Source organism: Phytohabitans rumicis (genome assembly GCF_011764445.1).
Taxonomy (GTDB): domain Bacteria; phylum Actinomycetota; class Actinomycetes; order Mycobacteriales; family Micromonosporaceae; genus Phytohabitans; species Phytohabitans rumicis.
The window spans coordinates 115,339-129,248 of sequence record NZ_BLPG01000002.1 but is presented as its reverse complement, the minus strand read 5'-3'; the positions used below and the strand labels follow the sequence as shown (position 1 = coordinate 129,248).

Genomic DNA, 13,910 nt, shown 5'->3' with positions numbered 1-13,910 from the left:
CCGTGGGCCGATGACGGGGAGATCGCCACACCGGAGGCTTCGGGCATGACTACTTCACGAACATCGGCGGCCATCCGGGTCGAGGGGTTGACCAAGCGCTACGGCCGCAGAGCGGTGGTCGACGACCTGTCGTTCACGGTCGGGTCCGGACGGGTGACGGGGTTCTTCGGCCCGAACGGAGCCGGGAAGACCACCGCGCTCAAGGCGGTCGCCGGCCTGGCACGGCCCACGGCGGGGCGGGCCTTCGTACAGGGCACGCCGGTCACGGCGATGCGGCCCGACGCCCGCATCCTCGGCGTACACATCGAGCCGTGCGGGGCCCATCCCGGCCGCAGCGCCCGAGCGCACCTGCGGTCGCTGGCGGCGCTGGCCGGGTTGCCCCGCCGCCGGGTCGCCGAGGTCCTGGACCTGGTCGGCTTGGCGGCGGCGGCCCGGGGCAGGGTCGGGAAGTACTCGATGGGCATGCGGCAGCGGCTCGGGCTCGCCGCGGCGCTGCTCGGCGACCCGGAGATCCTGGTGCTGGACGAGCCGGTGAACGGCCTCGACCCGCAAGGCATCCGCTGGCTGCGCACCTTGCTGAGGGAACGGGCCGCGAACGGAGGCACGGTGCTCCTGTCCAGCCACATGTTGAGTGAGGCGGCCCAGACCGTCGACGACGTGATAGTGATCGATCAAGGGCGGCTGGTCCATGAAGGCCCGATCCGGGACCTGGCGGGATCCGGGCACACCGGGGTCGTGGTGCGCACCGCCGAAGCCGAGCGGCTGGCCCGCCTGGTGGACGCCGCCGGCGGACGGGTCCGGCCCGAGGACGCGGGCGGGTTGCTGGTCGAAGGGCTGGACGTCGCGGAGCTGGCACGGCTGGCCCACGGCGCGGGCATCCTGCTGGAGGAGATCGCCCCGCGGACCGCGTCCCTGGAGGACGCGTTCTTCGGCCTGACGGGAGGAACGAGCCGGTGAGTCATCTGCTGCGCGGCGAACTGATCAAGACGGTGACCACCCGTACGGTGCTGGGCTTCGCGGTGGGCGGGGTCGCTTTCACGGTTCTCAACGTCCTGATCGTCGCGGTGGCCTCAGGCACACTGGACGAGCTGCCCGAGAAGGAGGAGGCCCTGTCCGGGATGCCCATCCTGCTGCTCCTGTGGGGCCTGGTCGGCGCGGCCGGTGAGTACCGGCACCGGACGGCCGCGCCGGCGGCGCTGGTGGCGCGCCGGGACCGCGGGGTCGTGCTGTCGGCGCGGATCGCCGCGTACGCGCTGACCGGGCTCCTGCTCGGCGCGCTGACCAGCGTGGCGTCGGTCGGGCTCGCGTTGCCGCTGCTGAGCGACCAGCCGGGGCCCGACCTCACCGCGGGTGACGTCACCGCGGTCGTGGCGGGCAACCTGGTGGCGTTCGTGCTGTCCGCGGTCCTGGGTGCCGCCCTCGGCGCCCTTATCCGTAGCCCCGTCCTCGGCGTGGTCGTCCTGCTGATCTTGAACTTCGCGGTGGTCCCGCTGCTGTCCGGGGCCTGGGAATCGGCGGGCAACCTCACCCCGTTCGGCGCGGCCGGCGTGCTGAGCCGGATGACCCACAACACGACTCTGTCGGTGGTCTCCGCCGGCTGGGTGCTGGCCGCCTGGACGGTCGCGATCGCGCTGGCCGCGGTCGTCGCCGAGCGACGGCGCGATCTGGCGTGAACCGGCTTGCCCGCCAGGCCCGTGCGGCGTACGACCTGCTGGTCGCGCGCCGCACGGCGCTGCTCGACCTCGCGCTGGCGGTGATCACGGCCGGGGTGGAGTTGGGGCTGCTGTTCGACGACGGGACCCCGGTCGGCGTGGTCCCGGTCGTGGTCACCGTGCTCGTCGGCGCCGTGTTGCTCGGCCGCCGCCGCGCGCCCTTGGCAGTGCTCGCGGCGACCTGCGCCGGTGCCGCGCTGCTCATCCCGCTGGACTACTCGCCCGGCGGGGCGCCCATCGTTGTCGCACTCGCTTCGCTCGCCGACCTGCGGAGCCGACGGACATCGGTGGCAGTGCTCGTCCCGACGGCGCTGTTCCTGCTCCTCGCGAGCATCACCTCACTGGCCAGCCCGATCGCCGCATGGGTGCTCGGTTCATACCTGCGGACCCGGCGGCGCTACACCTGGGCGCTGGAGGAACGCGCGGCCACCCTGGAGCGCGAGCGCGAGCAGCTCGACCAGATCGCGGCGCAACGGGAACGCACGTCCATCGCCCGGGAGCTGCACGACATCGTCGCCCATTCGGTCACCGTGATGCTGATCGGCGTACGCGGCGCCCGCGACGTCCTGCCGACCTCGCCCCGGGTGGCGGCGCAGACCCTGGAACGGGTCGAGGCCACCGCCGAGCAGAGCCTGGCCGAGCTGCGCCGAATCCTCGTCCTGCTGCGCGCCTCGGACAACGGCGCGCAGTTCCGGCCGCAGCCGTCGCTCGCCCAACTCGGCGAGCTGGTCGCCGAGTACCGGACCGCCGGGATGCCGGTACGGCTGCAGCTCACCGGCCAGGCCCGGCCACTGGCCGGCGGCGTCGAGCTGTCCGCGTACCGGATCGTCGAGGAGGCGCTGACCAACGTGCTCAAACACACCGAGCCCACCCAGGTCACCGTGACCGTCGGCTACGGCCAGACTCAGCTGGACGTCACGGTCGAAGACGACGGCGGCGGGAACGACCCGGCACCATCGGCCGGCGGGCACGGCATTGTTGGGATGCGTGAGCGGGCGGCGGTGGCAGGCGGCACCCTGGAGGCCCGCCGCACCGACCGCGGGTTCCAGGTGACCGCCCGGCTGCCCGCGGTGAACGCGGCATGACCATCCGCCTGTTGATCGTCGACGACCAGGAGCTGATCCGCACCGGCTTCCGGCTGTTCCTGCAAACCCAGCCCGACCTCGAGGTCGTCGGCGAGGCCGCCGACGGCCACGACGCGCTCACCCGGGCCGCCGAACTGCGGCCCGACGTGGTCCTGATGGATGTCCGGATGCCGAGCATGGACGGCGTCGAGGCCACCTCCCGACTGACCACCGCCGGGCCCACGCCCCGCGTGCTGATCCTCACGACCTACGACCTGGACGAGTACGTCTTCGGCGCCCTGCGGGCGGGCGCGTCGGGCTTCCTGCTCAAGGACGCCTCACGCGAACGCCTCCTGGAGGCGATCCGGGTGGTGCACTCCGGCGAGGCACTGCTGTCGCCGTCGATCACCCGCCGGCTCATCGAGGACTTCGCCGCCCGCGCCGCACCGCGCCGGGCGCCGACCGCGCTGCTGGCCGGGCTCACACCCCGCGAGCGGGAGGTCCTCCTCCTGGTGGCCAGGGGCCTGTCGAACCCGGAGATCGCCGCGCACCTCGTCGTGACCGAGGCCACGGTGAAGAGCCACGTCGGCAGCGTGTTCGCCAAGCTCCACCTGCGCGACCGGGTCCAAGCGGTGGTGTTCGCCTACGAACACGGCATCGTCCAGCCCGGCAGCTCGGTCTGAGCCGGTGGAGCCCCATTGACGTGCCTTACCCCTGCGGCGTGCCGACGGTGGCGTTCGGGTCAGGCGGAAGCCCGTCTTGCACGGGCGCGCAGATGGCGGACGCGCGGCGGTCGGCCTGCTCCTCCGTTGGAGTCAGCTCCCGTCCCCAGCCTTCCGGCATGTAGCCGTTGGGCTTGGGATCCGGGTAGTCCGGGCGGCCATTCGCCCGCCGGCACGCCGAGTAGGCGCGCGCGTTCGCGATCTGTTCGGCCGTGAGTGGGTAGAGCTCCTCCTCCGAGATGGGGACTTTGAACTCTTGACATGCCTTCTGCGCCTCGCTCCACTTCGGATTCTTCTTGAGCTCGAGGCCGTCGCCGAGGCCGCTGAAGTCGACCTGGCCCTTGGCGTCAGGGTCGGGCAGGTCGAAGCTCTGCTGCCGCATGCAGGCGACCCATTTCCGCTGCGCCTCCACGTACTGGGCGACCACGTCGGTGGTCGCGGCCGGACGGTCGGGTGCGTCGGTCGCGGAGGCGACGCTCGGCTCGGGCTCGGAGCCGCAACCGGCGAGAGCGAGCGAGACGGTCAGCGCGGCGAGAACCTTACGGGCGTGGTTCATCTGGCTCCTACTCGGCGATGAGTGTCCGATGACGGTCGGCGGGACGCATGTCTCGTCCCTCCTCACCGGTTAGGTGCACACCTTGCCCATATCGGGTTGCGCGAACTCAGAAATCCGTGCCGGCTCTCGGCCAGCCCGGACCACTCACCGCTAATCGTCGCGCCGCACATAACCGGCATTATGGTGCGCGGTCATATGTCCGTTTTCGGATTACTGGATTACCGGTAATAGCAATCCATTAATCCGGGCACAGAAACTCCCCGCCCCACCCGCAACGTTCGCCGTCGCTTCGCGGGCCGGTTGCTGGAGAGGCTGGCCGGTCCCATCGCGATACGGTGCTGCCATGTCACGATCAGTCGAAACCGGATCAGTGCTGTCTCCCGTCACCGCGGACGACGTCGACCTTGCTGTGCGGCTCGCCGTGGGCGTCCTTCGTGAGGCACCCGCGGCGGGGTGGGACAGCAAGGCCGGTTCGCTGGAGTGGGACTGCTGGGAGACCCTCGAGCACCTCGCCGACGACCTGTTCTACTACGCCGTCCAGCTGGGGCCGCAGAGCCCGCCGCTGGACACCCATGTGCCCATCGCGTTGAGCCAGAAGAGGCCGGGCGGACCTTGGAACTTCCTCTTCGCGGACCGTGACGCGGGTCCGGCCGGCCTGCTTCAGGTGCTGGAGGCGACTGGCGCGCTGCTGGTCGCCATGGTGCGTACGACGCCGCCCCGGGTCCGCGCCCACCACGCCGCCGGGGTGTCAGACCCCGAGGGCTTCGCGGCAATGGGGGTGGTGGAGACGTTGGTGCACACGCACGATCTGGCGGAAGGCCTCGGGCTTGCCTGGACCCCGCCATCCGCTCTCTGCTCGCGAGTGCTCGCCCGCCTGTTCCCAGAAGCCCCGGGCGGCGCGGATCCCTGGCCCACCCTGCTGTGGGCCACCGGGCGCGCCGAACTGCCCGGGCACCCTCGTCTCACCACATGGCGCTGGGACAGCACGCTGCGGTCATAGATCGCGCACCGATTAGGTTTCCGCGCCGCGCCCGTCTGTACGTGTGAGACCAACTCACGGGAGGCATGACGCCATGCGGAAACTGACCTTCGCCATGAATGTGACCCTGGACGGCTACATCGCCGCGCCCGGCGACGACCTCGGCTGGAGTGGGGGTGAGGGACCGGACTCGTCGCCGAGCGACGAGCTGTTCCAGTGGTGGTCCGACCGGGTGGCGGCGACGGGCCTGGCGCTGTATGGGCGCAAGCTGTGGGAGACGATGAGTTCCGACTGGCCGACCGCCGACCAGCAGCCCGGCGCCACACCGGCGGCGATCGAGTTCGCCCGCCGCTGGCGGGACATGCCGAAGGTGGTGTTCTCCTCGACGATAGACAAGGTCGACTGGAACACCCGCTTGGTCACCGGCGACGCGGTCGCCGAGATCACCCGGCTCAAGGCCGGGGACGGCGGCCCGATGGACATCGTCGGCGCGACGCTCGCCGGGGCGGCCATGCGGGCCGGGCTGATCGACGAGTACGTGCTGGTCATCCACCCGGTCTTGGTGGGCGGCGGCACGCCGTTCTTCACCGCGCTGGACAGCTGGGTGAACCTGACCCTGGTGGAGACGCGGACGTTTCCCGGCGGCTTGGTGCTTACCCGATACGAGACGAGGCGATGAGCACGGGCCAGACGATCGGCTCGTGAGGCCAGGTCGAAATCCTTCCTGGCGTGCTCACCGTGCCCCCGCCGGCAACGCCGGCGGGGGGCTGGACTCGTCGACGATGGGGACATGTGTGATCACAGTGTCGGCGGCAGGTCCAACCATGGTTTGTCGGTGGCGTCGAATCCGGTGAGCTCGGCGATCTTCCCGTCGACGATGTGCAGGACCGCGATGGCGAATAGCCGGTACTCCGGGTCGTCGGGGGTGCGCAGGTACAGTGCGGCGGCGGGCATGCGGTTGACCGTCGTGGTGATACAGCGCCAGTCGTCGTAGCCGGGCTGGAAGAGCCCACCGGAGACCCAGCCGTCCACCGCGTCCTTGGCCGTGATGACCGAGGTGCCCGCCTCGGGCAGCATCACGAAGCGCAGGTCGTCGCGCAGCAGGGACATCAGCCCGTCGAGGTCGTTGCGCTCATGGGCCTCGATGTACGACTTCACCGCGCCGCGCTCGTCATTCGACAGCTCGTGGGTGGCGGGTCTCTGCCAGTCGAGGCGGCGGTCGGGCAGCTGCTCGCGCATCGTCACGCGCGCCCGCTGCAGTGCGCTGGTCACCGATGCGACGGTCAGCTCGAGGGCGTCGGCGGCCTTCGCCGCCGGCCAGCCGAGGACGTCGCGCAGGATGAACACCGCCCGCTGCCGCGGCGGCAGGTGCTGGACGGCGACGATGAACGCCAGCTCGATCGTTTCCCGCGCCACCACCGATTCCTGCGGGTCCTCGGGGAGCATCCGGTCGGGGTACGGCTGCAGGTACAGCACCTCGGAGCCGACGTCCGCCAGCTCGGACGGTACGGGTGTGCGGTCGTTGCGCTTCTCCAGGAAGTCGAGGCAGGCGTTCGTCGCGATCCGGTACAGCCAGGTCCGCAGCGCCGCGTGGCCCTTGAACGACGCCCGCTTGTTCCACGCTCGCAGGAACGTCTCCTGCGTCATGTCCTGGGCGTCCTCGTAGTTCGCGAGCATCCGGTAGCAGTGCACCTGCAGCTCACGCCGGTGGCGCTCCGTAATGAGTGCAAACCGCGCCGTGTCGTCTGAGCGGACCGCCGCGATGAACGTGGTCTCGTCGGCGCCCGGCAGTCTGGCGTCGGTCATAGTCAGCAATCCTTCCACCGGTGCGAGAGGCTAACTAACAGAACTGACGACGTGGCGGAGGATTTCTGATCGGTGAAGCCGCTGATACCGGGCCGTTCGCCAGGCCGTGCCGCCGGCATCACGTACTGGCTGACAGGCCCCGATCTGCGGCGACGACAGTGCACCCCGCGAGCCACCGGATGAGATGGAGACGCTCTGCATGACCGACACAACGTCTGGACCAGATACCACGCGCGCGTCGTCCGCGCGCGTCTATGACTACCTCCTGGGCGGCACGCACAACTTCGCCGCCGACCAGGAGGTAGGCGAGCAGGTCATTGCGCTGCAACCGCTAGCTCCGTTGATCGCGAAGGCTAACCGAGCCTGGTTGGGACGTGCGGTGCGGTACCTCGCCGAGCGGGGCGTGCGGCAGTTCCTCGACATCGGCTCCGGTGTACCTACCGTCGGAAACGTTCACGAGGTCGCCCAACGAGCGGCACCGGATGCCCGGGTGCTGTACGTGGACATCGACCCGGTCGCAGTCTGGCACAGCCGACAGATCCTGGCTGGCAACGACCTCGCGGACGCCGTCCAGGGCGACCTCCGCCGCCCGGGGGAGTTGCTCGCGCAGCTCGATACGCCGGAGTTGCAATCCCTGATCGATCCCGGCATACCGACGGCATTGATCTTGGCCTCCGTCGTCCAGTTCGTCCCGGATGACGTGGCGGCGGCTGACGCTGTACGGGCGTTGTGCGATCGTCTGGCACCGGGCAGTTACCTCGCCCTGTCCCACCCGACACCCGAGGCCGGCGGCTCCGCCGAGAGCGCCGAGGAGGGCGTCAAGGCGTATCGAGAACGAGCCGCCGAACCCTTCCGCCTGCGGCGCCCGGAGGAGATCCATCCGTTCCTCAGCGGCTTCACGCTCGTCGAGCCGGGGCTGGTATGGGTGCCCGAATGGCGTCCCGATCCTGCTGAACCGACCAGCTTCGAGGACCCATCCCAATCCGGGATCGTCGCTGGCGTAGCCCACAAGGTGCGGTAGGGGCGCTCGTCGCCCGCGCCCGCCCAACGGACCAAGCTCTACGCACTGTTAGGTGTGGTGATCCCGCCGGCATCCCTGGCGGTGGACTCGCCAGCGGACTGCGCGTTCGCCGGCTGGTTGGCCGCGCGCGGCGTCGCCGCCGAGGTCACCGAGGCCGCCGGCTACCGCATCTACCGCCCGCACACCGCCGTCGCCGTGCCGGGCTGATCGTCACGCGCCGGCGCGAACCAGGCCGCACTCGTAGGAGAAGACCACGGCCTGCACCCGGTCCCGCAGGCCGAGCTTGGTCAGAATGCGGCTGACGTGGCCCTTCACCGTCCCCTCGGTGAGGAAGAGCCGGCCGGCGATCTCGGCGTTGGACAGGCCCCGGGCGATCAGTTCGAGCACCTCGCGTTCCCGCTCGGTCAGGACGCGAAGTTCAGCCTCGGTGCGGGGCAGCGGGTCGCCGGACGTGCCGATGTGACGCTCGATCAGCCGCCGGGTGACCGACGGCGCGACGATGGCGTCGCCCTTGGCCACCACCCGGATCGCGGACAGCAGATCGGCGGCGAGGGTGTCCTTGAGCAGGAATCCGCTGGCGCCGGCCCGCAGCGCGGCGTACACGTACTCGTCGAGGTCGAAGGTGGTCAGGATCAGGATCCGCGGCCCGTCCGGTAGCGACGCGCGGATGCGGCGGGTGGCCTCCAGCCCGTCGACCTCGGGCATCCGGACGTCCATCAGGATGACGTCGGGCGTCGTTTGCACCGCCAGGGCGGTGGCTGTGGCGCCGTCGTCGGCCTCCCCGACGACGTCCACGTCGTCGGCGTTCTCCAGGATCATCCGCAGGCCGGCGCGGAGCAGGGCCTGGTCGTCGACCAGGAGCACCCGGATCATGTGGTCTGCGCCAGGTCGAGGGGGATGCGGGCCCGCACGACGTAGCCACCGTCCGGCCCCGGGCCGGCGGCCACCTCGCCGCCCAGCAGCACCGCGCGTTCCCGCATCCCCCGCAGCCCGTTGCCGGTCCCGCCGCCGGCCGACTCGCCGGCGCCGTCGTCGCTGGCTTCGAGCCGCAGCTCGTCGCCTCCGTACGACACCACCACCCGGGCGCAGGCTCCCGGCCCGGCATGTTTCATGGTGTTGGTCAGCGCCTCCTGGACGATCCGGTACGACGACACGTCCACACCGGTGGGCAGCGGTCGCGGCGCTCCGTCGATGTGCAGCTGGACCCGCGTACCCGCCTGCCGTACCTGGTCGATGAGGCGGGGCAGCTGCGCGAGGCCCGGCACCGGCCGTGCCGGGTCGTCGAACTGCCCGGACGCGGACAGCACCTGACGCATGTCGGCCAGCGAGGCGCGGCCGGTCGCCACGATGGTGTCCAGGGCGGCGAGGGTGTCGGCGGGCCGCTTGGCGAACGCCGCGGCGCCGCCCTGCGCCTGCATCACGATCACGGCCAGGCCGTGCGCCACCACGTCGTGCAGCTCGCGGGTGATCCTGGCCCGCTCGGCGGCCACCGCGAGGGCGGCCTGCTGGTCGCGTTCGCGCTCCAGGTCTCGTGCCCGCGCCATGAGCTCGCCGAGGTAGGCGCGGCGGCTCTGGACGCCCCACCCGATCGCCCAGGCGACGGCGAGCAGGGAGCCGAGGACGGGGATCCCGCCCCAGTCCGTCGGCCCGAACGTCGTGGGTTCCGGGCCGCGCCCGCCGGTCGTTGCCGGTTGCGTGCTCACTTGCCCGCCCTGTTCGGCCCGTCCGCCGCGGCCGGCGGGCGATTCGAGCCAGCCGTCGGCCTTACCGTCCAGGGCCACGTACGCCGTCCACGCCGTCACCGCGGCCAGGGCGGCGCCGAGCAGTGCGAGCGACACCTCGCGCCGCCGCTGAGCGGCGATCGTGTAGAGGATGATCGGAACGGCCAGGTCGGCGGGCGCCGGTCCGGCCGCCAGCGTCATCTGAACGACGGTGGCCAGCGACGCCGCGGCGAGCGCCGGAATCGGCCACCTGCGGCGCACCGCCACGGCGGCGACGCAGACCCCGATCAAGGTCCACCGAGTCGTCGGCTCCCGCAGCCAGTCCGCATCGGCGAAGGAACCGCTGATCACCGGGGTCGCGCCACCATTGACCGCCCACGTGCCGGCCAGCAGCAGGGCGGCAAGGCCGGCATCCTGGATGCTCGATGCGCGTAAGGCGCCCCATGGGGCCAGGTGAATCTTCATACCAGGCAACACCTTAAGGCTCGGCGCTGCCGCCCAGAGCCCGTCGAAAGTCAGGGTTCGGAACATGACCACGGGCGGGCGCGCGGCCGACCCGGCACCGCGCAGCCTGTGGTGATGAGACCGCCACTTCTTCTGCTGGCCGCTCTGGCCATGGTGCTGGCCGGCTGCGACGCCCCCCGTTCCTCAAGGGACAGCGCCGCCGGGAGCCCGGTGTGGGAAAAGGTCGTGCCGGGAGGCGACTGCCGGTGCGCCGACGGCAGCGCGTTCTCCTATTGGGAACGGCGGGCCGATCCGACCAGGGTCGTGCTGTTCCTGAACGGCGGAGGCGTCTGCTTCGACGCGCGCATGTGCGCCTTTACCAGCACCGATTCCCCGGGCGAGAACGACTTCTACAACTGGAACCAGCAGAGCGCCCAGAGCCCGGACGACCAGCAGTCCGGCTTCTTCGCCCTGACCCGGGCCGACAACCCGTTCACCGGATACTCAGTCATCTACGTGAGCTCCTGCACCGGCGACGCGCACCTCGGCAACGTCGCCCAGACGTACTCACCGACGCTGACCGTCCAGCACCGCGGCTATGTCAACGGCACCGCGGCGCTGGACTACCTCGCCACGCACTATCCGAACGCCGCCCAGGTCGTCGGCATCGGCAAGACCGCGGGGTCGATCGCCGCTCCCCTCTACGGCGGCCTGGTCGCCGACCGGCTCCCGCACGCCAAGGTCACCGTGTTCGGCGCGCAGTCCGGCGCCTGGCCCGACAATCCCGACTTCAACGCCACGGTCCTCGGCAGGGCGTGGGGTGCCTACGATGCCGTGCCCGCCTGGGCGGTCGACGGACTCACCGTTCGTGACTGGGGCGTCCCCCGGTTCTGGGTCCAAGCCGCCCACCACACGCCCGGACTCACGCTGTCCCGCTTCGACTACGCCTTCGACCCCCACGCCGCGGCGGAGGTAACCAGATGGATGCCCGGGAACCCGCCGAACCTCCTGGCCGTCATCGACGCCAACGAGGCCGCGATCGAGGCCGCCGGGCTCATCCTGCACAGCTATACGGCGCCCGGCGCGAGCCACGGACTCTTCGAGAACGACAGCTACTACGACATCAAGGTCAACAACGTCCGCCTGGTCGACTGGCTCGACGCGCTGGTCACCAACGAGTCGCCCGACGACGTCCACTGCGACCGGTGCGATCCGCTATGAGCAGGGCGACGATCCTGGCCGCGGGCCTGCTGCTCGCCGGGGCGATGGCGGGGTGCTCTTCGTGCACCCAGGACGATCTGGCGGTGCCCACCGCGCAGAGCCGCAGCGCGACCGCGAATCCGACCGCGTCCGTGTCGAGCGGCTCCGACCCGGTCCAGTTCGCGAGGTGCATGCGGGAGCACGGGATCACCTGGTTCGCGGATCCCGCCGGGACCGGCACGGATGTGCAGGCCAGCCCACCGTCGAACGTCGACGAGGACAAACTGGAGGCCGCCCGGCAGGCGTGCCAAAAATACGCCGGGGCCGGCCTCCTCGCGCCAACTCTGGACCCTGCCGTCCAGGAAAGGCTCCTGCGGTACTCGAAGTGCGTGCGGGAGAACGGGTTTCCCGACTTCCCGGACATGCCGACCGACGGAACCGGCATCAGCCTCAGCAAGCTGGGCATCGATCCGAAGTCGCCGGCGTTCCAAGCGGCCCAAGACAAGTGCCGGAACCTCCTGCCGGACCGCAACGGCACAAAGGCCGGCACCTGAGCAAGCCGCCCTCTGCCCGCGCCCCGGCCCCGCCTTCCACTGCGTCGATCAGGGCCCTTCGCGTCGATCACGGGCCTCCGCTCGTCGATCAAGGGCATGCGGCCGTGCTTTGATCTCTAATCCACGGCCGTTTGCCCTTGATCGACGCGGAAAGCCTTGATCGACGCAGGCTGCACCACGGAACGGAGTACGTTGACACGTTCTCGTTCCTCAACCTCGCTGGCGTCCGCCCCTTCGGGGCCGCGTTCGCGGCGCCGCCCGCCGACACCCGTCAAGGAGCTGTACGCACTCCTGTCGGCACGGAGGGCCACCCCGGGAACATCAACGGCACCCGCAACCTAGGCCAAGCATTCGTCCCGAGGCGCGGTTTCGGGGGCCTTTCGGCCGGCCCGTTTCCTCGGACCGCTTCCCGAACCCGGCGGCCTGGCTCGCTGACGTATTCGTGGGCGCCGTCCGCGTTGAGGGCTGCGAGGGCCAGTGCGACGGTGGGGATGGATCGAAGATCGCAGCCTGTGGATGGGTGTTAGCCTCGGCGGCCATGAGGCGGATGCTGGCCGGCTGCGTCGTTGCCGGGGCGGTGGGGGCCTGCGCGGCGGCCGGGCAGATGTGGTTGGCCCGCTGGACGCGGGTGCTCGTCCCCGATCAGGATTTCACCGCTGGTAATGACACGTGGCCCTTCCAGCTTGTCTTGCTCGCTTGGTGTTCGGCGAGTGCCGCTGTCCTTGGCGTTGCCGCCGGGCGGCTGGTTGTTCGGAACGTGGGTTGGCGATACGTGGTTGTGGCGGCCGCGGGGCTCGGCGCGTGCGCCCCGCAGCGGTTGGCCGCCGGTTGGGCGTCGGGTGCCGTGGCGGTGAGCGGAGATCCTGTGGCTGCGGCCGGCGGAGCGGTGCTCCTCGGTGCTGTGGTGGGCGCGATGGTGGGGACGGCTGTCCTCGCGTGGCGGGCGGTCGCCTTGGGCGCCGTGGTATGGGTGGGCTGGGTGTGGCTCAACGTGGCCGCGGAAGTCGCCGGCTATGAACCTCATCGGCCCGGCCGGGACTACGTCGTGCCGGTTCACCCGCTGGGGATGTTTACGCCGACGTGGCCTGGTCACACCGACGCGGTCACCATGGTCGCGGTGCTGTCGTGTCTGCTGCCGGCTGCGCTTGTGGGCTGGTGGGCCAGGCGTTGGACGGACCGTGCGCGGCTGTTCGGGGTGGTGGTTGGGCCGCTTCTTCTCGTCGCGGTGCACCTGGTGGTAAGGCCGCTGCCGGGCGGTCGCAGCGATGGCGACCACTACACCCTGGTGGGTGATGTTGGCGCCTGGGTATTGGTGGCTGTGCTGGGGTTGGGCGCCGGAGCGTTGGGGAGCGGCCTCGCCGGTCGTGGCCGGGCCGCCGGTGAACGCCGACCGATGGCGGCTGGTGAGAGCGGCGATGCACTCGCGGCCGGGGCGGGCAGGCGGCCGGTGACGGCGGTGATGATGCTGCTCATGGTGGCCGCCAGTGTTCTGGTCGCGGCTGCGCTGGTCAGCATGTGGTCGACCGGCGGGGGTTGGCTCGCCGCGGGGACGGCCGCTGTGGCGTTCGGTGCCGCGGCGGCTCACCATCGCGGCAGGACGCTGTCGCCGGTCGCGGGTGCTGGCTGCGCGGTGGCTGGAGTCGGCGCCATCGCGGTTGCCAGCGGTATGTTCCACGACTCGAACGACGTGGTGTTGTTCGGTCCGTGGAGCATTGCGTCGTCTTTGGCGATCGTGGGGTTGATCGGCGTGCTGGCGCGCGGGATGGCGGGTGCGGCCTGGTCGGTCGTGGCCATCGGTGGCTTGCATGCCGCCGCTCCGGTTGCTGCCGGTTTCGTCACCGGCTCAAGTGGACAGGACGGCAGCCACGTCTTGATCGTTGGGCTCCTCGGGCTGCTATCGGCTGCGATCGCGCTCAAGGTCGCCCGCGAGGGCCGCCACGCGGCTGATGCCCCAGCCAGCAAGGACCCGGCAAGGAACTCGAGCACCTCCTGAGCCGAGGGGCCGATGTGAAACGCTCTCGCAGGGCCGGTTGAGGGTTGCTCAGCATGTGGCTCGGTTGCTGAAAGCTCGCAATGTCCCGGAAACTGCTGCCTCAGCGCCCCTGGGAAGCAGCAATGTCCCCGACATTGC

The 13,910-nt window shown here is 70.7% G+C and carries 15 protein-coding genes; 11 read left to right on the top strand and 4 right to left on the bottom strand.

Going from position 1 to position 13,910, the window contains the following annotated elements:
- The first annotated feature begins 45 nt into the window (after positions 1–45).
- The 4 genes from Prum_RS44190 to Prum_RS44175 are packed head-to-tail and all read left to right on the top strand — an operon-like array spanning position 46 to position 3,459.
- Entirely contained in the window at positions 46–957 is a 912-nt protein-coding gene (locus Prum_RS44190) for an ATP-binding cassette domain-containing protein (RefSeq protein WP_173085066.1), read from the top strand.
- On the top strand, positions 954–1,673 hold the full coding sequence (locus tag Prum_RS44185) for an ABC transporter permease (protein ID WP_173085064.1): 720 nt from the start codon (positions 954–956) through the stop codon (positions 1,671–1,673). The genes Prum_RS44190 and Prum_RS44185 overlap by 4 nt, the downstream gene beginning before the upstream one ends.
- The gene (locus tag Prum_RS44180) at positions 1,670–2,797 is read left to right on the top strand and encodes a sensor histidine kinase (protein ID WP_173085062.1); all 1,128 of its coding nucleotides are present in this window, start codon (positions 1,670–1,672) and stop codon (positions 2,795–2,797) included. The genes Prum_RS44185 and Prum_RS44180 overlap by 4 nt, the downstream gene beginning before the upstream one ends.
- Entirely contained in the window at positions 2,794–3,459 is a 666-nt protein-coding gene (locus tag Prum_RS44175; RefSeq protein ID WP_173085060.1) for a response regulator, read from the top strand. The genes Prum_RS44180 and Prum_RS44175 overlap by 4 nt, the downstream gene beginning before the upstream one ends.
- A 25-nt stretch (positions 3,460–3,484) precedes the next feature.
- On the opposite strand, the gene Prum_RS44170 is transcribed toward Prum_RS44175, so the two are convergent.
- Entirely contained in the window at positions 3,485–4,054 is a 570-nt protein-coding gene (locus Prum_RS44170; RefSeq protein WP_173085058.1) for a hypothetical protein, read from the bottom strand.
- Between the two features lie 343 nt (positions 4,055–4,397).
- Between Prum_RS44170 and Prum_RS44165 the strand changes: the two genes are divergently transcribed.
- Complete coding sequence (locus Prum_RS44165) at positions 4,398–5,054, top strand: hypothetical protein (RefSeq protein ID WP_173085056.1); 657 nt, start codon at positions 4,398–4,400, stop codon at positions 5,052–5,054.
- A 73-nt stretch (positions 5,055–5,127) separates the two neighbouring features.
- Complete coding sequence (locus Prum_RS44160; RefSeq protein ID WP_173085054.1) at positions 5,128–5,712, top strand: dihydrofolate reductase family protein; 585 nt, start codon at positions 5,128–5,130, stop codon at positions 5,710–5,712.
- Positions 5,713–5,831: 119 nt separating this feature from the next.
- Here Prum_RS44160 and Prum_RS44155 read toward each other — a convergent pair whose 3' ends face one another.
- Positions 5,832–6,839 carry an RNA polymerase subunit sigma-70 gene (locus tag Prum_RS44155; protein WP_173085052.1) on the bottom strand — a complete coding sequence of 336 codons (1,008 nt, stop codon included), beginning with the start codon at positions 6,837–6,839 and terminating at the stop codon, positions 5,832–5,834.
- A gap of 199 nt (positions 6,840–7,038) precedes the next feature.
- On the opposite strand from Prum_RS44155, the gene Prum_RS44150 reads away from it, so the two are divergent.
- Together Prum_RS44150 and Prum_RS44145 are read left to right on the top strand one after the other, a co-directional pair.
- Positions 7,039–7,860 carry an SAM-dependent methyltransferase gene (locus Prum_RS44150; RefSeq protein ID WP_173085050.1) on the top strand — a complete coding sequence of 274 codons (822 nt, stop codon included), beginning with the start codon at positions 7,039–7,041 and terminating at the stop codon, positions 7,858–7,860.
- Positions 7,861–7,917: 57 nt separating this feature from the next.
- Positions 7,918–8,067 (top strand): hypothetical protein, encoded by a 150-nt coding sequence (locus tag Prum_RS44145; RefSeq protein ID WP_173085048.1) that lies wholly within the window; start codon positions 7,918–7,920, stop codon positions 8,065–8,067.
- Between the two features lie 3 nt (positions 8,068–8,070).
- On the opposite strand, the gene Prum_RS44140 is transcribed toward Prum_RS44145, so the two are convergent.
- Positions 8,071–8,733 carry a response regulator gene (locus Prum_RS44140; RefSeq protein WP_173085046.1) on the bottom strand — a complete coding sequence of 221 codons (663 nt, stop codon included), beginning with the start codon at positions 8,731–8,733 and terminating at the stop codon, positions 8,071–8,073.
- On the bottom strand, positions 8,730–10,046 hold the full coding sequence (locus tag Prum_RS44135) for a sensor histidine kinase (RefSeq protein ID WP_173085044.1): 1,317 nt from the start codon (positions 10,044–10,046) through the stop codon (positions 8,730–8,732). The genes Prum_RS44140 and Prum_RS44135 overlap by 4 nt, the downstream gene beginning before the upstream one ends.
- A gap of 114 nt (positions 10,047–10,160) precedes the next feature.
- Here Prum_RS44135 and Prum_RS44130 point away from each other — a divergent pair, with 114 nt between their 5' ends.
- From Prum_RS44130 to Prum_RS44120, 3 genes are all read left to right on the top strand, one after another.
- Positions 10,161–11,246 carry a pectin acetylesterase-family hydrolase gene (locus Prum_RS44130; protein WP_173085042.1) on the top strand — a complete coding sequence of 362 codons (1,086 nt, stop codon included), beginning with the start codon at positions 10,161–10,163 and terminating at the stop codon, positions 11,244–11,246.
- Positions 11,243–11,779, top strand: coding sequence for a hypothetical protein (locus Prum_RS44125; protein ID WP_173085040.1), 537 nt, complete (start codon positions 11,243–11,245; stop codon positions 11,777–11,779). The genes Prum_RS44130 and Prum_RS44125 overlap by 4 nt, the downstream gene beginning before the upstream one ends.
- Before the next feature lie 538 nt (positions 11,780–12,317).
- Positions 12,318–13,772: a hypothetical protein gene (locus tag Prum_RS44120; protein WP_173085038.1), complete on the top strand. Its 1,455-nt coding sequence runs from the start codon at positions 12,318–12,320 to the stop codon at positions 13,770–13,772.
- Positions 13,773–13,910: the final 138 nt, after the last annotated feature.